This window comes from Cryobacterium sp. TMT3-29-2, assembly GCF_004564305.1.
Taxonomy (GTDB): domain Bacteria; phylum Actinomycetota; class Actinomycetes; order Actinomycetales; family Microbacteriaceae; genus Cryobacterium; species Cryobacterium sinapicolor.
The window spans coordinates 18,011-34,843 of sequence record NZ_SOGK01000072.1 but is presented as its reverse complement, the minus strand read 5'-3'; the positions used below and the strand labels follow the sequence as shown (position 1 = coordinate 34,843).

Annotated in this window: 19 protein-coding genes; 17 read left to right on the top strand and 2 right to left on the bottom strand. The window is 68.7% G+C overall.

Annotated features, from left to right (window positions below):
- The first annotated feature begins 85 nt into the window (after nucleotides 1–85).
- From rplM to glmM, 3 genes are read left to right on the top strand one after another with little or no spacing between them, the layout of a single operon-like run.
- Nucleotides 86–532 (top strand): 50S ribosomal protein L13, encoded by a 447-nt coding sequence (rplM, locus tag E3O67_RS08490; RefSeq protein ID WP_134363342.1) that lies wholly within the window; start codon nucleotides 86–88, stop codon nucleotides 530–532.
- 49 nt (nucleotides 533–581) lie between these two features.
- The gene (rpsI, locus tag E3O67_RS08485) at nucleotides 582–1,067 is read left to right on the top strand and encodes a 30S ribosomal protein S9 (RefSeq protein ID WP_134427457.1); all 486 of its coding nucleotides are present in this window, start codon (nucleotides 582–584) and stop codon (nucleotides 1,065–1,067) included.
- Nucleotides 1,068–1,089: 22 nt separating this feature from the next.
- Nucleotides 1,090–2,451 (top strand): phosphoglucosamine mutase, encoded by a 1,362-nt coding sequence (gene glmM / locus E3O67_RS08480; RefSeq protein WP_134427460.1) that lies wholly within the window; start codon nucleotides 1,090–1,092, stop codon nucleotides 2,449–2,451.
- Nucleotides 2,452–2,552: 101 nt separating this feature from the next.
- On the opposite strand, the gene coaA is transcribed toward glmM, so the two are convergent.
- Nucleotides 2,553–3,509, bottom strand: coding sequence for a type I pantothenate kinase (gene coaA / locus E3O67_RS08475; protein ID WP_134427463.1), 957 nt, complete (start codon nucleotides 3,507–3,509; stop codon nucleotides 2,553–2,555).
- 33 nt (nucleotides 3,510–3,542) lie between these two features.
- On the opposite strand from coaA, the gene glmS reads away from it, so the two are divergent.
- The 10 genes from glmS (at nucleotide 3,543) to E3O67_RS08425 (ending at nucleotide 11,765) form a co-directional block, all read left to right on the top strand.
- Entirely contained in the window at nucleotides 3,543–5,393 is a 1,851-nt protein-coding gene (gene glmS / locus E3O67_RS08470) for a glutamine--fructose-6-phosphate transaminase (isomerizing) (protein WP_135102458.1), read from the top strand.
- A gap of 48 nt (nucleotides 5,394–5,441) precedes the next feature.
- The gene (locus E3O67_RS08465; RefSeq protein WP_134427469.1) at nucleotides 5,442–5,798 is read left to right on the top strand and encodes a holo-ACP synthase; all 357 of its coding nucleotides are present in this window, start codon (nucleotides 5,442–5,444) and stop codon (nucleotides 5,796–5,798) included.
- Nucleotides 5,795–7,075, top strand: coding sequence for an alanine racemase (gene alr / locus E3O67_RS08460; protein WP_134427472.1), 1,281 nt, complete (start codon nucleotides 5,795–5,797; stop codon nucleotides 7,073–7,075). Before E3O67_RS08465 ends, alr begins: the two co-directional genes overlap by 4 nt.
- Nucleotides 7,075–7,596: a tRNA (adenosine(37)-N6)-threonylcarbamoyltransferase complex ATPase subunit type 1 TsaE gene (tsaE, locus tag E3O67_RS08455; RefSeq protein WP_134427475.1), complete on the top strand. Its 522-nt coding sequence runs from the start codon at nucleotides 7,075–7,077 to the stop codon at nucleotides 7,594–7,596. Before alr ends, tsaE begins: the two co-directional genes overlap by 1 nt.
- A gap of 133 nt (nucleotides 7,597–7,729) precedes the next feature.
- A complete protein-coding gene (gene tsaB, locus E3O67_RS08450; protein ID WP_134427478.1) occupies nucleotides 7,730–8,362 on the top strand; it encodes a tRNA (adenosine(37)-N6)-threonylcarbamoyltransferase complex dimerization subunit type 1 TsaB in 633 nt (210 codons plus the stop codon).
- The gene (gene rimI, locus E3O67_RS08445; protein WP_135102457.1) at nucleotides 8,362–8,874 is read left to right on the top strand and encodes a ribosomal protein S18-alanine N-acetyltransferase; all 513 of its coding nucleotides are present in this window, start codon (nucleotides 8,362–8,364) and stop codon (nucleotides 8,872–8,874) included. The genes tsaB and rimI overlap by 1 nt, the downstream gene beginning before the upstream one ends.
- Nucleotides 8,871–9,983 (top strand): tRNA (adenosine(37)-N6)-threonylcarbamoyltransferase complex transferase subunit TsaD, encoded by a 1,113-nt coding sequence (gene tsaD, locus E3O67_RS08440; RefSeq protein ID WP_134427484.1) that lies wholly within the window; start codon nucleotides 8,871–8,873, stop codon nucleotides 9,981–9,983. Before rimI ends, tsaD begins: the two co-directional genes overlap by 4 nt.
- A gap of 175 nt (nucleotides 9,984–10,158) precedes the next feature.
- On the top strand, nucleotides 10,159–10,545 hold the full coding sequence (locus tag E3O67_RS08435; RefSeq protein ID WP_134427487.1) for a DUF4190 domain-containing protein: 387 nt from the start codon (nucleotides 10,159–10,161) through the stop codon (nucleotides 10,543–10,545).
- A gap of 544 nt (nucleotides 10,546–11,089) precedes the next feature.
- On the top strand, nucleotides 11,090–11,335 hold the full coding sequence (locus E3O67_RS08430; protein ID WP_135102456.1) for a hypothetical protein: 246 nt from the start codon (nucleotides 11,090–11,092) through the stop codon (nucleotides 11,333–11,335).
- 19 nt (nucleotides 11,336–11,354) lie between these two features.
- The gene (locus E3O67_RS08425) at nucleotides 11,355–11,765 is read left to right on the top strand and encodes a hypothetical protein (RefSeq protein WP_134427493.1); all 411 of its coding nucleotides are present in this window, start codon (nucleotides 11,355–11,357) and stop codon (nucleotides 11,763–11,765) included.
- A gap of 50 nt (nucleotides 11,766–11,815) precedes the next feature.
- Here E3O67_RS08425 and E3O67_RS08420 read toward each other — a convergent pair whose 3' ends face one another.
- Nucleotides 11,816–13,015: a class I SAM-dependent methyltransferase gene (locus tag E3O67_RS08420; RefSeq protein ID WP_134427496.1), complete on the bottom strand. Its 1,200-nt coding sequence runs from the start codon at nucleotides 13,013–13,015 to the stop codon at nucleotides 11,816–11,818.
- A 127-nt stretch (nucleotides 13,016–13,142) separates the two neighbouring features.
- Here E3O67_RS08420 and groES point away from each other — a divergent pair, with 127 nt between their 5' ends.
- From groES to E3O67_RS08400, 4 genes are all read left to right on the top strand, one after another.
- Entirely contained in the window at nucleotides 13,143–13,439 is a 297-nt protein-coding gene (gene groES / locus E3O67_RS08415) for a co-chaperone GroES (protein WP_066597535.1), read from the top strand.
- A 71-nt stretch (nucleotides 13,440–13,510) separates the two neighbouring features.
- A complete protein-coding gene (rarD, locus tag E3O67_RS08410) occupies nucleotides 13,511–14,479 on the top strand; it encodes an EamA family transporter RarD (protein WP_135102455.1) in 969 nt (322 codons plus the stop codon).
- A gap of 46 nt (nucleotides 14,480–14,525) precedes the next feature.
- A complete protein-coding gene (locus tag E3O67_RS08405) occupies nucleotides 14,526–15,254 on the top strand; it encodes an ABC transporter substrate-binding protein (protein ID WP_135102454.1) in 729 nt (242 codons plus the stop codon).
- 125 nt (nucleotides 15,255–15,379) lie between these two features.
- Complete coding sequence (locus tag E3O67_RS08400; RefSeq protein WP_134427505.1) at nucleotides 15,380–16,675, top strand: ABC transporter substrate-binding protein; 1,296 nt, start codon at nucleotides 15,380–15,382, stop codon at nucleotides 16,673–16,675.
- The last annotated feature ends 158 nt before the right edge of the window (nucleotides 16,676–16,833 follow it).

The following is a 16,833-nucleotide window of genomic DNA, read 5'->3' as shown; positions in this document are numbered from 1 at the left end:
TCCATCGATCGTGTTCCCCCTCTGGGAACACACCCGGAGCGGGATTCACGAACACCTCCGTTCGAAACCAGAAAGCAGTTCAATAGTGACGCGCACTTATACCCCCAAGGCAAGCGAAGTCCAGCACGACTGGGTCGTCATCGACGCCACCGACATCGTGCTCGGTCGTCTTGCCAGCCACGCCGCCATTCTCCTTCGCGGGAAGCACAAGGCCACGTTCTCTCCCCACATGGACATGGGCGACTTCGTCATCATCGTCAATGCCGAGAAGATCGCCCTCACCGGCAAGAAGCTCGACCTGAAGATGGCGTACCGCCACTCCGGTTACCCGGGCGGCCTGACGGCCACCAACTACTCGGAGATGCTCGAAAAGCACCCGACCCGTGCGGTCGAAAAGGCCATCCGTGGCATGCTGCCGAAGAACACCCTCGGCCGCGCACAGCTGGCCAAGCTCAAGGTCTACGCCGGCCCGGAGCACCCGCACGCCGCGCAGCAGCCCAAGCCGTACACCCTCGCCCAGGTCGCTCAGTAGCGCCGGCCTCCAGACTTTTCGATTCTAAGAAAAAAGGATTCACACCATCGTGGCGAAAATCGCAGATCAGATTGACCAGGCTCCGGAGAGCTACTCGACCGAGACTCCGACCGAGACTGTAACCAAGGCGCCCCGCGCCATCCTCAACGTTCCCGGCGCAGCCGTCGGCCGTCGCAAGCAGGCCATCGCCCGCGTGCGCATCGTCCCCGGCTCCGGCACCATCACGGTCAACGGCCGCGAGTTCGAAGACTACTTCCCGAACAAGCTGCACCAGCAGCTCATCAACGACCCGTTCAAGGTTCTCGACCTCATCGGCAGCTACGACGTCATCGCCCGCATCACCGGTGGTGGACCGTCCGGCCAGGCCGGCGCCCTGCGTCTCGGCATTGCGCGTTCGCTCAACCAGATCGACGAAGAGAACAACCGCGCCATCCTGAAGAAGGCCGGCTTCCTCAACCGTGACGCTCGCGTCAAGGAGCGCAAGAAGGCCGGACTCAAGAAGGCCCGCAAGGCGCCTCAGTTCTCGAAGCGCTAAGTCGAGAGTCGGCACTGTAAAGATGCCTCGGCTATTCGGCACGGACGGCGTCCGGGGTCTGGCCAACCGTGAACTCACGGCTGGCCTCGCCCTGGGCCTCGCCCAGGCCAGCGCGGCGGTCCTCACTCAGGGCCGCCGCGCGGAGTTGCGCCGCGCAGCGGGCCGTCGGCCCGTCGCGGTGCTCGCTCGGGATCCCCGGATCTCCGGCGAATTCATTTCGGCCGCGGTCGCTGCCGGGCTGGCGAGTTCCGGCGTCGATGTGCTCGACGCGGGCGTCATCCCGACCCCCGCCGCCGCTTTCCTGATCGCCGATATCGGCGCTGACTTCGGCGTGATGATCTCGGCCTCGCACAACCCCGCCCCCGACAACGGCATCAAGTTCTTCGCCTTCGGGGGAACGAAGCTTCCCGACGATGTCGAGGACCGGATCGAAGAGCACCTGTCGCTGGACATGCTCACACCGATCGGCGGCGACGTCGGTCGCATCAGCCGCTTCGCCGATGCGGAAGACCGCTACGTCGTGCATCTGCTCGGCACCCTGCCGCACCGTCTGGACGGTATCCACGTCGTGCTCGACTGCGCACACGGCGCCGCCGCCGGCGTGTCGCCGCAGGTCTTCACGGATGCCGGTGCCACCCTCACGGTCATCGGCGCCGACCCCGACGGCAACAACATCAACGACGGAGTGGGCTCCACCCACCTCGACAACCTCGCGCGCGCCGTGCTCGAAGCAGGCGCCGACGTCGGAATCGCCCACGACGGCGACGCGGATCGCTGCCTGGCCGTCGACCGCGACGGCAACATCGTCGACGGCGACCAGATCATGGCGATCCTCGCGGTGTCCATGGCCGAGCGCGGGGTGCTGAAGGACCGCACCCTCGTGGCCACGGTGATGAGCAACCTTGGCCTGCGCAAGGCCATGGCGGCCAATGACATCCGCATGGTCGAGACCAAGGTCGGCGACCGCTACGTGCTCGAAGAGCTCAACATCGACGGGCTGTCCCTCGGCGGCGAGCAATCCGGCCATGTGATCATGACTAAGTTCGCCACGACCGGTGACGGCATTCTGACCGGGCTGCACCTGGTCGCCGAAATGGCCCGCACCGGCAAGACCCTCGCCGAGCTCGCCTCGGTGATGACGGTCTTCCCGCAGATCCTGGTCAACGTGCGCGACGTCAACCACCACGGGTTGAACACCAACGAGGTCATCGCGGAGGCCGTCCGCGCCGCCGAGGCGGAGCTCGGCGACACCGGCCGGGTGCTGCTGCGCCCGTCGGGGACCGAGCCCATGGTGCGCGTCATGGTCGAAGCGGCCGACCAGGTCACCGCTGACCGGCTCGCGCACGAGCTGGCCGACATCGTGCGCCTGCAGCTCGCCCTCTAGTCGCGAGGACCCTCCCCGCCGTGCAAGCGGCCGAGCGGGCTCTCCCTGTGCGGGTCGGGCCCTGGGCGGGTCGGCCCTGTGCGGGTCGGGCCCTGGGCGGGTCACACCTTGCGCAGCAGCACCTTGGAGACGGAGTGGTTCGGGTCCTTGCGCAGCACGAGGGTCGCCCGAGAGCGGGTCGGCCGGATGTTCCGCAACAGGTTGGGTTCGTTGATCTCGGTCCAGATCTCCCGGGCCCGGCTCCGCGCCTCGGCCTCGGTCATGCTCGCGTACCGGTGGAAATACGACTTCGGGTTGCTGAACGCGCCGCGCTGCAGCTTGAGGAAGCGCTCCTCGTACCAGCGCTCGATGTCCTGCGTGCGCGCGTCCACGTATACCGTGAAGTCGAACAGGTCACTGACAGCGAGCCCGTGACCCGGCCCGGGCGGCTGCAACACGTTGAGTCCCTCGACGATCAGGATGTCAGGCTGCCGCACCACGATCTGGGCGTCGGGAACGATGTCGTAGCTGAGATGTGAATAGAACGGCGACCGCACCTCGGCGGCGCCGCTCTTGACCGCGGCGACGAAGCGCAGCAGGGCGCGTCGGTCGTAGGACTCGGGGAACCCCTTGCGGTCCATCAGGCCCCGCCTTGTGAGTTCCGCGTTGGGCAGCAGAAAGCCGTCGGTGGTCACCAGCTCGACCCGCGGCGTGTCCTCCCAGCGGGCGAGCAGCTCGCGCAGCAGGCGGGCGATGGTGGACTTGCCCACCGCGACCGACCCGGCGACGCCGATCACGAACGGCGTGCGCTGGGCACGCTCCCCGAGAAAGTCGCTCGTGGCGCGGTGCAGCTGCCGGGCTCCGGCGGCGTAGAGGTTCAGCAGGCGGCTGAGCGGCAGGTAGACATCCGTGACCTCTTGCAGGTCGAGCGGCTCACCCAGCCCGCGCAGCTGCACGATCTCCGTCTCCCGTAGTGGAAGCCGGGTGGTTGGCGCGAGGGCGGCCCAGTCTGCCCGGTCCAGTTCGACGAAGGGAGTGCTGTGGCCGTTGTTCCAGGGACTCGCAACCGGATCGGACATTCCACCGAGCTTACTCGGACTAAAATCGGACCCATGTGTGGAATCGTCGGATACGTAGGAGACAACAAGAGCGTTCAGGTCCTGATGGGAGGTCTGCGGCGGCTCGAATATCGCGGGTACGACTCCGCGGGCATCGCCGTCATCGATTCTGAGGGCACCCTCAATACGTCCAAACGCGCGGGAAAACTGGCCGTGCTGGCCGCCGAACTCGCGGCGAACCCGATCAACAACGGCAACACCGGGATCGGACACACCCGGTGGGCCACCCACGGTGCGCCGACCGACTCGAACGCGCACCCGCACCTGGGCGACAACGGCAAGCTCGCCCTGATCCACAATGGCATCATCGAAAACTTCTCCGTACTCAAGGACGAACTCCTCGCCGAGGGCTTCACCTTCGAGAGCGAGACCGACACCGAGGTCGCGGCCATCCTGCTCGGCCGGGAATACCAGCGCGTCGGAGACCTGGGCGCGGCGTTCCGCGCGGTCGTCTCCCGCCTGGACGGCGCCTTCACCCTCCTCGCCGTGCACCAGGACCAGCCCGGCATCGTCGTCGGCGCCCGCCGCAACTCCCCGCTCGTGATCGGCCTGGGCGACGGCGAGAACTTCCTCGGCTCCGACGTCGCGGCCTTCGTCGAATACACCCGCCGCGCGGTGGCCATCGGCCAGGACCAGATCGTCACCATCACGCCCGACCTCGTCACCGTCACCGACTTCGACGGCAACGCCGTCGAGGTGGAAGAATTCGACATCGCCTGGGATGCCTCCGCGTCCGAGAAGGGCGGCTGGTCCAGCTTCATGGCGAAGGAAGTCTCCGAGCAGCCGGATGCCGTGCGCAATACCCTGCGGGGCCGCATCCACGAGGGCCAGGCCGTCGTTCCCGAGCTGACCGAATTCGGAGACGACGTGCTCGCGGGCATCCGTCGCATCGTGATCATCGCCTGCGGAACGGCCGCTTACGCCGGTCAGACGGCGAAGTACGCCATCGAAAAGTGGGCCCGCGTGCCGGTCGACGTCGAGCTCAGCCACGAATTCCGCTACCGCGACCCGATTCTTGACCCCGAGACCCTGGTCATCTCGATCAGCCAGTCCGGCGAGACCATGGACACGCTGATGGCCGTCAAGTACGCCCGGGAGGCGGGCGCGAAGGCCATCTCGATCTGCAACACCCAGGGTGCCACCATCCCGCGTGAGTCCGACGCGGTCATCTACACGCATGCCGGTCCCGAAGTGGCCGTCGCCTCGACGAAGGCGTTCGTCGCCCAGATCGCCGCCCTCTATCTGTTCGCGCTTCACCTGGCGCGAGTGCGGGGGAGCCTGACCGAGGCCGAGCAGGTGGAGCAGGTCGTCGAGCTGCAGGGCATCCCGGCGAAGATCGCGACCACCCTGCTGCAGGAATCGACCGTCCACGAACTGGCCAACTGGATGAGTGACACCCGGGCCGTGCTGTTCCTCGGCCGGCACGTGGGCTTCCCGATCGCTCTCGAGGGGGCGCTCAAGCTCAAGGAGCTCGCCTACATCCACGCGGAGGGTTTCGCCGCCGGAGAGCTCAAGCACGGGCCGATCGCTCTGATCGAGCCCGGCCAGCCGGTCTTCGTCGTCGTGCCGAGCCCGCGGGGCTCCGCGCACCTGCACCCCAAGGTGGTCTCGAACATCCAGGAGATCCGGGCCCGAGGTGCGCGCATCATCGCGATCGCCGAAGAGGGCGATGTCGCGGTGCTGCCGTTCGCGGACACCGTGATCCGCATCCCGCTGGCAGCGCCGCTGTTCGAACCGCTTCTGGCCGTCGTGCCGCTGCAGATCTTCGCCATGGAACTCGCCACGGCGAAGGGACTCGACGTGGACCAGCCCCGTAACCTGGCCAAGTCCGTCACCGTCGAATAGTGCGAGTCGAGTAGTCGGAGGGCAAAACAGGGTGCAGAGGATGACGGCATGATCCGGGGCATCGGGGTCGACATCGTCGACCTCGCCCGCTTCGAACGGCAGGTCCTGCGCACGCCCGGGCTGATTCGTCGGCTCTTCACGGAAGCCGAGCGCGAGTTGCCGCTGCACTCCTTGGCCGCGCGCTTCGCGGCCAAGGAGGCGCTCATCAAGGCGCTCGGCGAGAGTGCCGGCGCCAGTTGGCAGGAGATGGCAGTCGTGACCGATGCCCACGGCAACCCGGGCTTCGTCCTGCACGGAGCCGCCGCGGCCGCGTTGACGGCCCGCGGCATCGACACGGTCCACCTGACCATGACCCACGACGCCGGCGTGGCCTGCGCCTTCGTGGTCACGGAGGGTGCGGCATGACCGGGTACCGCGAAGCCGTCGTCGACCTGCGCGCGGTCTACGCGAACGTCGTGCACCTCAAGCAGATGGCCGGCACCCCGCACCTGATGGCCGTGGTCAAGGCCAACGCCTACGGCCACGGGGCCGTTCCGGTCGCCCGCACCGCGCTCGCGGCCGGCGCCGACTGGCTCGGGGTGGCCGACATCGACGAGGCGCTCGAACTGCGGGCCGCCGGCATCGACGCGCCCCTTCTGGCCTGGCTGCACGATCCGGATGCCGATTTCACCGCCGCCATCGCCCGGAACATCAGCCTCGGGCTGTCCTCGGCGCGGCAGCTGCGCCAGGTCGCAGGCGCCGCCACCGCTCTCGGCCGCGTGGCCGATGTGCACCTCAAACTGGACACCGGACTCAACCGCAACGGCGTGCACGAACCGGACTGGGCCGAGACGTTCGCCCTGGCGGCCGAGCTTGAGCAGGCCTCCCGCCTGACCGTGACCGGGATCTTCAGCCACCTGTCGAACGCGTCCCCGGCCGATGACGCCGAGGCCGTCGAACGCTTCGAACGCGGCGTCGCCCTCGCCGTCGACGCCGGGTTGACGCCGCCGCTGATCCACCTGGCCTCCACGGCGGCGGCGCTGCGGGTGCCGGCCGCCCGTTTCTCGATGGTGCGGGTGGGCATCGGCATCTACGGGCTGTCGCCGTTCCCGGACCAGACCTCCCGGGAGCTCGGCCTCACCCCGGCGATGACGCTGCGGGGTCGCGTCGCCGCGGTGCGGCCCGTGTCCGCGGGTGCCGGGGTGTCCTACGACTACCTCTGGCGGGCGCCGGTCGACGGCCACCTCGCCCTCGTGCCGCTCGGCTACGCGGACGGCGTGCCGCGTCAGGCCTCCGAAACCGCGCAGGTCGACATCAATGGCCACCCTCATCCGCTGGTCGGGCGCATCGCGATGGACCAGTTCGTCGTGGACGTCGGCCAGACGAGTGTGGCGGTCGGCGACGAGGTGGTGCTGTTCGGCAACCCGGAGACGGGTGTGCCGAGCGCCACCGACTGGGCCGACGCCGCCGGCACCATCAACTACGAGATCGTCACCCGGATCGGCCGCCGGGTTCCCCGCAGCTACCGGGGCGAGATCGGCAATGCGGCCGGCGGCTCGGACCGGCCCGCTGCGGTCGATGGCGTGGGCCGCCCCGGCACCGGTTCCCGCCCCGGCACGGGTTCCCGCCCCGGCACGGGTTCCCGCCCCGGCACGGGTTCCCGGCCCGGCACCGAGGCCCGGCCCGGCACCGGTTCCCGCTGATGCGCACCGTCATCCCGGACGCCGCCGAAATGCACGAGTTCGGCCGCACGGTCGCGGGGCTGCTGCGGGCCGGTGACCTGATCGTGCTGACCGGACCGCTCGGCGCCGGGAAGACGACCTTCACCCGCGGTCTGGGGGAGGGTCTGCAGGTGCGCGGCTCGGTCACGAGCCCCACATTCGTGCTGGCGCGCACGCACCCGAGCACGATCGGCGGGCCACCGCTCGTGCACGTCGACGCCTACCGGCTCGGAAGCGCCCTCGAGCTGGACGACCTCGACATCGATTTCGCCCGGTCGATCGTCGTGGTCGAGTGGGGCCGCGGGATGCTCGACGGCATCGCCGACTCCTGGCTCGACATCGAGATCGAACGGCCGGTCGGGGCCTCGGAGGCGGCCGCATCCGTCGTCGCCGACGACACCGAGGTGCTCGACATCGACGAGCCGCGCACGGTCACGGTCACCCCGCACGGTCCCCGCTGGCCGGACGAATTCGACGGAGATTTTGCTCGCACGAGCCCATAACGGGCCGAATTCGGCGCTACACCCCAAAATCTCCGTCGAATTCGTTCGAGGCAGGCCGAGAGCAAAAGCGGCGGAACGGCCGAACAGCCAACCGGCGGCACAGCGAATCGGGCACAGCGAATAGGCTGGTGAGGTGCTTCTCGCCATCGATACCTCCGCCGGAACGAGCGTCGCGGTCGTGGACCTCGCCCGAGGCGTCATCGCCGAACGCGCCACCGACGACACCATGCGCCACGCCGAGGTGGTCGGTCGCCTGATCGCCGACTGCCTCAGCGACGCGGCCGTGCCGATCAGCGACCTCTCCGCAGTGGTCGGCGGCATGGGCCCCGGCCCCTTCACCGGCCTCCGCGTGGGCATCGCCGCCGCCCGGGTCTTCGCGCTCGGCGCCGGGGTGCCCTTCGTGCCCGTCGTCAGCCACGACGCGCTCGCCTTCGGCCGCTACCGGGCCGGGCACACCGGCCCTCTCGTGGTCGTCACCGACGCCCGTCGCCGCGAGGTGAACTGGTCCGTGTACAGCGGGGCGGATGCCCAGGGGCTCCCGATCCGGGTCGTCGCACCGGGCGTGACCCGGCCGGCCGTGCTGCTGGAGCCGGACTGGGCGCACGCCGGGGTTCCCCGGTTCGACGCGGTCACCGTGTCCGCCGGAGAGCTGGGGCAGGTAGCCGAGCTGATGTGGGCCCACCGGCGCCCGTTCGCCGCCGACGAGGCGCTCTACCTGCGCTCGCCGGATGTCACCCTGTCCAACGGTCCGAAACGGGTCAGCTGATGACCTGGCAAATGCGGCGCGCCCGAGCCGCCGACGTGGACGCCATCATGGCGCTCGAGACCCGCATTTTCGTCAACGATGCGTGGTCCGTCCAGGCGATGGCCCAGGACGTGGTCAACCCGAACTGCTACTACTTGGTTGCCTTCCCGCCCGACGAGCCCGATCGAATCGAGGCCTATGCAGGGCTGCAGGCCCCCCAGGGCGCGCGCGAGGGCGACATCCAGACCATCGCGGTCACCGAAGAGGCCCGCGGCCGCGGCCTCGGCCGCACCCTGATGCTCAGCCTGATCACCGAGGCCCGTAAGCGGGGCGTGCGGGAGGTCTTCCTCGAGGTGCGCGCCGACAACCCGCCGGCCCAGGAGCTCTACCGCCGGCTCGGCTTCGAGGAGTTGGGCATCCGTCGCGGCTACTACCAGCCCGACAACGTCGACGCGATCGTGATGCGCCTGCACGTTCCTGGCCCCAAGATGCAGACGACGCCGGCAGATGCCGAACCGGAGGCCGCCGAATGACCGCCCTGACCGACCCGACCGCCCTGACCGCCCTGACCGCTCTGAACCGCGTCAACCCGCTCGTGCTCGGCATCGAGACCTCCTGCGACGAGACGGGGATCGGGATCGTGCGCGGCGCCACCCTGCTCTCGAACACGATCGCGTCGTCCATGGACGAACACGCCCGCTACGGCGGAGTCGTGCCGGAGGTGGCCGCGCGCGCGCACCTCGAGGAGCTCGTTCCGGCGATCCGGGCGGCGACGCTGGAGGCCGGGATCCGTCTGGAGGACATCGATGCGGTGGCTGTGACCTGTGGTCCCGGCTTGGCCGGCGCGCTCATGGTCGGGGTCGGGGCAGCCAAGGCGCTCGCGATCTCTCTCGGCAAGCCGATCTACGCGGTCAACCACCTCGTCGGCCACGTGGGCGCCGATGTGCTCCGCCTCGGCCCCGACGACATGACGGAGCCGCTTGAGTACCCCACGATCGCCCTCCTGGTCAGCGGCGGCCACACCTCCCTGCTGCTGGTGCGCGATCTGGTCTCCGACGTCGAACTACTCGGGGAGACCATCGACGATGCCGCCGGCGAGGCCTTCGACAAGGTGGCCCGCCTGCTCGGCCTGCCCTACCCGGGCGGACCCCAGATCGACCGGGCCGCGCTGGCCGGCAACCCCACCGCCATCCGTTTCCCCCGTGGTCTGAGCCAGACCAAGGACATGGCCAAGCACCGATATGACTTCTCGTTCTCGGGGCTGAAGACGTCGGTGGCCCGCTGGGTCGAGCAGAAACGCGACGCGGATGAGCCGGTGCCGTTGGCCGACGTTGCCGCCAGTTTCCGGGAGGCGGTCGTCGACATCCTGCTGACCAAGGCCATCGCGGCCTGCGTCGACCTCGGCGTGCCGAGACTCCTGCTCGGCGGCGGCGTGATCGCCAACGCCCGGTTACGCCAGGTGGCCCAGGAACGCACGGATGCCGCCGGCATCGCCCTGCGCATCCCGCCGTTGTCGCTCTGCACCGACAACGGCGCCATGATCGCGGCCCTCGGGGCGCAACTGATCATGGCCGGGCATCCGCCCTCGGCGCTGGACTTCGGGGCGGATTCCACCCTCCCGGTATCCGAGATCCAGGTCTGAAACCCCCTCCCACCGGTATTTCGCCCTCGGGCGGGTATTCTGGCTTCGGCGGGTGCCGTTTGTCTCGGCGCTCGACATCCTGTCCGACCGTGTGCCAGGTCAGCAGCCCAGACGCACCATTCCCGCCAGACGTACCATTACCGCCAGACGCACCATTCCCGAAGGAGCAATCGACATGACCGACCCCAACCAGCCGCCGGTTACCCCGCCCATGTTCCAGCCGCCGGCAGCGCCCGCGAACCCCGCGGACACCATCCCCGCGCAGGCCGCCCCTGCCTACACCCAGCAGGGCTACCCGCAGCAGGCCCCGTCCGAGAAATACAACGTGCTGTCCATCGTGTCGCTCGTGACGTCGGTGCTCGGCATCTCCCTGGTCGGCATCATCACCGGCCACATCGGGCTGAGCCAGATCGGGAAGACCGGAGAAAAGGGTCGTGGACTCGCGATCGCCGGCCTCATCGTCGGCTACGCGGGCCTGGCGGCTCAGCTCCTGGCCGTGGTCCTGCTGATCCCGTTCCTGATCGCGATCGCCAACGACCCGACCCTGCTCAATACCTACTGACCCGGGCCCTGCTGTTTCGTGGCCACGGGGAGAGACCCCGCGCCGATGGCCGGTGACCCGATATGCGACAGCGACGCACTCCGTCGTTTCGGAAAGGAATGAATTCGCATGAGCGATTCGAATATCCCCAGCAACCCCGACGTGCCCCACGTGCCTGACGTGCCCCAGGTGCCCGACGTGCCACAGGTCCCCGACATCCCGCGCGACGAGCAGGGCGCGCCCGCCGCCCCGACTCCGCCGCCGGCTTACGGCGCCTCGACTCCGCCGCCGGCTTACGGCGCCTCGACTCCGACTCCGCCGCCGGCTTACGGCGCCTCGACTCNCGACTCCGCCGCCGGCTTACGGCGCCTCGACTCCGACTCCGCCGCCGGCTTACGGCGCCTCGACTCCGACTCCGCCGCCGGCTTACGGCGCCTCGACTCCGACTCCGCCGCCGGTCTACGGCGCCCCGACGGCGACCCAGGCGCCGGCCTACGGCACCCCGTATTCGGCGTCCTATGGTGCCCCCATCGCGAAGCAGCCGATCCTCAGCATTCTGGCGCTGGTGGCCGGCGTCATCGGCCTGCTCGGCTCGCCGATCGTATTCCTCCCGATCGTGGGCGGCATCCTCGGGCTGTTCATTCCCGCCGCTGCCGTCGTTCTGGGCTTCCTCGGCAAATCGAAGGAACCGCAGGCCCGGGGCTTCTGGCTGACCGGACTCATCACCGGGTTCATCGGCGTCGGGATGGCGCTGGTCAGTATCGTGATCTGGTCCGTCTTCTTCGCCACCGTCCCCAACTCGTCGTTCTGAGCCGGAGATAGCAGCGGGGATGATGGGGGAGGAACGGGACCCGTCCCGCGATGGCGACTTCCGGGCCGACCTCACCCGGCGTCCGGCACCGGCCCCGGGCGAGTTGGACTATGCGTCGACCGTCACCGCCCCCACGGAGTGGGTGCCGTACGTCTACACCGACAGCGAGCTGCGCGCTCAGGCGGGCCGGCGTGGCCTGTCCATCGCCTCGCTCGTCTTCGGGTTGCTCGGGTTACTGATCGCCGTGTTCGGCGTCTGGGGCGCGGCGCTCTCCCTCGCCGCAGTCGTGCTGTCCGTGATGGCCCGCCTGACCGAACGACGTGCCGGCACCGTGTGGGCCTACGGGCTGCTCACGGGGCTGGCCGGACTCGTCCTCGCGGTCGGGTGGGTGCTGATCGTCACGCAGGTGCTGACGATCGTGCCCGGCTGAGCCGGGCGCGCCTCGACCTGCGGCCTCGACCTTCCTGCTCCATCTGCGGCTCAGTCGAGCGGCGGAACCCGCTCCACGAGCAGGGCCACTCGCTGTCCCGCTGCCCGGGTGAGTACGAGCGTCGCCGACTCGGGGCCCTTGAGCTTCAGCCGGGTACGCAGAGTGGCCGGGTCGACATCCACGCCGCGTTTCTTGATCTCAAGCGTGCCGATCCGACGTTCCTGCAGCGCCAGCCGCAGCTTCTTCTCATCGACCGGCAGCACCTCCAGCACCCGGAACGCGGTGGCGAACGGCGTGCGATGCAGGGTCTCGGAGGTGAGGTACGCGATCCCCTCGCTGAGCATCAGCGCGTCGAGCGAGCGGGCAAGATCGCCGATCAGGCGGGCACGGATGATCGCGCCGTCCGGCTCGTACAGGTAGTCGCCCAGCACACCGACCGGTGCATCCTCGCTGTCGCGGGGCGCGGTCAGTTCGTTCGTCCCGGTCCGGCCGAGCAGCAGGGCGGAGCGACGGATGCCGGGGCGCGCCAGCGCTCCGAACCACAGCCCCATCTCCACGAGCCTGCCGTCCACCGAGACCCATTGCGCTTCGGCCTCGGCGGGGATCAGATCGCGGTCGTGTCCCGGACCGAGCTTGACGCCGATGGGCATCCGCTCACTGAGGCCGAAGACGAAATCGAGGTGGGGGGAGTAGTCCTCCGGCCTGGTGAGGCGGGAGGTGTTGGAGTGCCCGGCGGTGCGCCGGGCCGGATCGAGCCAGGCGGCGTCGAATCCGGTGAGGTCGACGTCTTCCGCGGCCGAGTGCAGAACGCTTGCATTCTCGAACGGAGCCAGGTTGTAGCTGGCGACGGTCGCGGTCACCTCGTCGGCGTCCACCGCCGTCACCGTGAGGTCCATGGCGGCCAGGGCCATGGCGTCGCCGCCGATCCCGCAGCCGAGGTCGACGACCCGGTTCAGGGTAGCGCCGGTGAAACGGCCGGCGTGCAGCGCGGCCACCCGCAGCCGAGTGGCCTGCTCGAGGCCGGCCTCCGTGAACAGCATGCGACCGGCGAACTCACCGAACTTGGGCAGGGCCTTGGCCCGGAGCCGGGACTGGCTGAGCACCGCGGTGACCAGGTCGGGGCTGTGCCCGGCCTTGCGCAGTTCGCTCACCACCCGCACGACGTCGGCGGCCGGGTCATACGGCGGCAGCGAGTCCAGCAGACGCAAACCGCCCGGCGATAACAGCTCGACGAGCTCTGAGCGTTCCATCGTGCAAACCTATCAACCCCTCGCATCTGGCACTCACGTTGCGTGAGTGCCAGATGCGCCCTAAACTCGATCTAGCACTCTCGCTGTGAGTCTGCTAACTATGTCTTAGCTAAGAAAGAGGTCAACCGTGTCGGTCTCCATCAAGCCGCTCGAGGATCGCATCGTCATCAAGCAGGTCGACGCAGAGCAGACCACCGCTTCAGGTCTGGTCATTCCTGACACCGCCAAGGAAAAGCCCCAGGAGGGCGAAGTTGTCGCAGTCGGCCCCGGCCGCATTGACGACAACGGCAACCGCATTCCGCTCGACGTCGCCGTCGGCGACAAGGTGATCTACTCCAAGTACGGCGGAACCGAAGTCAAGTTCGGTGGCGAGGATCTCCTCGTCCTGTCGGCTCGCGACGTGCTCGCAGTCGTCGTTCGCTAGTCACACCCACTGATCGGTAGAATCCCGGATGGCCTGGCCATCCGGGATTCTTCGTTAAGAAAGGCCCGCCCGTGGAGAAAGGCCCTCCCTCACCCGAGAACCTCAACCGGGCCCGTCCTGCCCGCCCGGCGCGGTCCGAACAGAGCAAGGGACTGATCTACGCGGTCCTCGCCTACGCACTCTGGGGCGCGTTGCCGCTCTACTTCCTGCTCCTCGCCCCGAGCGGGGCGTTCGAGATCGTGGCCTGGCGTGTTCTCTTCTCCCTGGTGTTCTGCGCGCTGCTCATCACGGTCACCCGCAAGTGGCGGTCGTTCGCCGGCCTGCTGCTGAGACCTCGCATCGTCTTCGCCATGGGTCTGGCCGGCCTGCTCATCTTCGTCAATTGGCAGACCTACGTCTTCGCCGCCCTCAGCGGACACGTGGTCGAGGCTGCCCTCGGATATTTCATCAATCCGATCGTCACCGTCTTCCTCGGCGTCATCCTGCTGCGGGAAAAGCTGCGGCTGCTGCAGTGGGTGGCCGTGGGCATCAGCCTCGGGGCCGTCGTCGTCCTCACCGTCGGCTACGGCTCGCTGCCGTGGGTGTCGCTCATCCTCGCGTTCTCGTTCGGCTTCTACGGCCTGATCAAGAAGCGCGTCGGCCGCGACGTCGACGCCGTCGCCGGCCTTACCCTCGAAACGGTCTGGCTCGCGCCCATCGCCGTCGTGCAGCTGATCGTGGTGGGCTCCGTTTCCGGTCTCACCTTCGGGACCGTCTCCACCTGGCATACCCTGGGGCTGCTGGCAGCGGGCGTGGTGACCGCCGTCCCGCTCCTGTTTTTCGCCGCCGCGGCCCGGCGGCTGCCTTTGACGTACATGGGCCTGATCCAGTACTTCGCGCCCATCCTGCAGTTCCTGGTCGGCGTCTTCGTGCTGCTCGAGCCGATGCCGCCCGAGCGCTGGCTCGGGTTCGCCTTGGTCTGGGTGGCGCTGGTCGTCCTCACGACCGACATGGTCCTCACCGGGCGCGCGCCCCGGCGTGCGTCCCTGGAACCGGCCTGAGCCCGGCTACGCTCGGGGGCGCACCTCGTACCTGAAAGGACACCGGATGCGCGCTGCGTCGAGTTCCCTGCCAGTCAGCCTGATCGGGGGGCTCGCCTGTGTTCTTCTGCTCTCCGGTTGCACAGCGGAGGCCGCGCCGCCGGTGGCCACGCCCACCGTCGCACCCGTCGTGATCGCACCGTCCGGCGACGGGACCGTGCGCATCGGCACCCTGTTCCCCATGACGGGCCCGGCGGCCGCCAGCGGAGCGGCGCAGGTGGCCGGCACGGAACTGGCCGCCCGGGAGATCACCGAGCAGGGCCGAATCCTCGGTACTCCCATCGAGATCGTCCACCGCGACTCCGCCGTCGACGCGGCGACGGCGCTGACCGACCTGCTGGCCCGCGGCGTCGACGTCGTGCTCTGGGACGCCACGGTCCCGATGCCGGACGACCTGGCCGCTGCCGTTCTGGCGGCGCCGGCGGCGCTGCTGGCGCTCGGCGACTTCGCGAACGGCGGCACACCCCTGGCCGCCAGCGGCGGCTTCGCGGCGCGCCTGCGCACTCTGGATCCGGGGTTGGTCGACACCGCCGGCGGGGGCGAGGCCTATGACGGGGTCGTCCTGAGCGCCCTGGCCGCGGCGCGGGCCGGAGACGACGGCGCGGCGTCGATCAGGCCGGCCCTCGACCAGGTCAGCACCGGGGCGGTCGCCTGCGCATCCTGGGGAGAATGTGCGGCCGCGCTGGCCGATTCGCAACAGATCGCCTATGCGGGCGTCACCGGCCGCCGATCGTAACGATTTGGTCTGCGTTACACGGATGTAACACGGTTGCCTTGTTTCGCGCGATTCCTGTCAATAATGTGACAGGACGGCAGTCATTCGACCGCTGGCATTTCTCATTCCTAGTCCCAAGGAGCAACATGAGCGTATTCGCGAAGGCCTCGGCCTCCCGCTCAGTCCGGGCAGTCGTCACTGGAGTCGCCATGGTCGGCGTCAGTGCACTTCTGCTCACCGGATGCAGCAGCAACACTGCAGAACCGGCTGAATCGGAAGCCCCCGCCGCGAGCGGAGACGCCCAAGCCATCACGGCCGGCGACCGCGACCTCACCCTGAAGATCGGCACCATCCTTCCCCAGAGTGGTGCCCTGGCCTTCCTCGGCCCGCCCGAAGAAGCCGGGGTCGCACTGGCCGTCAAGGACATCAACGACGCGAATCTTGGACTCACCGTCGAGGCCATCTTCCGTGACTCCGGCGACACCACGACGGACACCGCGACCGGTTCGGTGACCGACCTCCTCTCGCAGGACGTCTCGGCCATCATCGGTGCAGCATCCTCCGGCGTCTCCAAGACCGTGATCGACCAGATCACCGGCGCGGGTGTCGTGCAGTTCTCGCCGGCCAACACCTCGGCAGACTTCACGAAGTACGCCGACAAGGACCTCTACTGGCGCACCGCCCCGTCCGACCTGCTGCAGGGTGAAGTCCTGGGCACGCAGATCGCCGACGACGGCAACGCCACCCTCGGCCTGATCGTGCTCAACGACTCGTACGGCACCGGCCTCGCCGAGTCCACCACGGCGGCCTTTGAGGCTGCCGGCGGCGAGGTCGTCGCCACGTCGCTGTTCAACGAGGGTGACTCCAACTTCGCGGCTCAGATCTCCGAAGTGACCGCCGCCAACCCCGACGCGATCGCCCTGATCACGTTCGACCAGGCCAAGGTCATCACCCCCGCGCTGGTCGGCTCCGGCTACCCGGGCGGCAACCTCTACTTCGTGGACGGCAACCTGTCCGACTACAGCAAGGACTTCGACGCCGGCATCATCACCGGAGCCAAGGGCACGCTGCCGGGCCTCGACGTGGGAACCCTCGGCGACTTCACCGAGCGTCTCAAGGAGCTCGACCCCACCCTGACCGACTTCAGCTACGCGGCCGAGTCCTACGACGCCGTCATGCTCGTCGCTCTGGCTGCCTTCGCGGCCAATGACGTCTCGGGTGAGGCCATCTCCAAGCACCTCCGCCAGGTCTCTGGTGGAACCGGCGACGGCACCGCGGTCTCCGACTTCACCGCGGCGGCCGAAGCCCTCGCAGCCGGCGACCAGGTCGACTACGACGGCTTCTCCGGCCCGGTCACGTTCGACGAGAACGGTGACCCGACCGAGGCAACCATCGGCGTCTACGAGTACCTCGAGGACAACACGTACAAGCGCATCAACTAGTCACCGATCAGTCGCCCATCGGCAGCTGAACTGGAAGGGCCCCGACTTCGGTCGGGGCCCTTCTTCGTGCGCCCGGCAACTTGTCTAGTTCGACAGTCTCGGTCGAGTTCGTCCCGCGCGCGCAGCGACGTCGACCGGAGCCGTCGAACTCGCGCCGA

Excerpts from the sequence above, each read along its gene's own strand:
- E3O67_RS08435 (WP_134427487.1), top strand. The coding sequence starts at position 10,159 with ATGACCGACCCCAACCAGCCGCCGGTTACCCCGCCCATGTTCCAGCCG.
- E3O67_RS08400 (WP_134427505.1), top strand. The coding sequence starts at position 15,380 with ATGAGCGTATTCGCGAAGGCCTCGGCCTCCCGCTCAGTCCGGGCAGTC.
- alr (WP_134427472.1), top strand. The coding sequence starts at position 5,795 with ATGACCGGGTACCGCGAAGCCGTCGTCGACCTGCGCGCGGTCTACGCG.
- coaA (WP_134427463.1), bottom strand. The coding sequence starts at position 3,509 with ATGTCCGATCCGGTTGCGAGTCCCTGGAACAACGGCCACAGCACTCCC.
- rimI (WP_135102457.1), top strand. The coding sequence starts at position 8,362 with ATGACCTGGCAAATGCGGCGCGCCCGAGCCGCCGACGTGGACGCCATC.
- E3O67_RS08420 (WP_134427496.1), bottom strand. The coding sequence starts at position 13,015 with ATGGAACGCTCAGAGCTCGTCGAGCTGTTATCGCCGGGCGGTTTGCGT.
- E3O67_RS08405 (WP_135102454.1), top strand. The coding sequence starts at position 14,526 with ATGCGCGCTGCGTCGAGTTCCCTGCCAGTCAGCCTGATCGGGGGGCTC.
- tsaD (WP_134427484.1), top strand. The coding sequence starts at position 8,871 with ATGACCGCCCTGACCGACCCGACCGCCCTGACCGCCCTGACCGCTCTG.
- E3O67_RS08425 (WP_134427493.1), top strand. The coding sequence starts at position 11,355 with ATGATGGGGGAGGAACGGGACCCGTCCCGCGATGGCGACTTCCGGGCC.
- E3O67_RS08465 (WP_134427469.1), top strand. The coding sequence starts at position 5,442 with ATGATCCGGGGCATCGGGGTCGACATCGTCGACCTCGCCCGCTTCGAA.
- tsaE (WP_134427475.1), top strand. The coding sequence starts at position 7,075 with ATGCGCACCGTCATCCCGGACGCCGCCGAAATGCACGAGTTCGGCCGC.
- glmS (WP_135102458.1), top strand. The coding sequence starts at position 3,543 with ATGTGTGGAATCGTCGGATACGTAGGAGACAACAAGAGCGTTCAGGTC.
- glmM (WP_134427460.1), top strand. The coding sequence starts at position 1,090 with ATGCCTCGGCTATTCGGCACGGACGGCGTCCGGGGTCTGGCCAACCGT.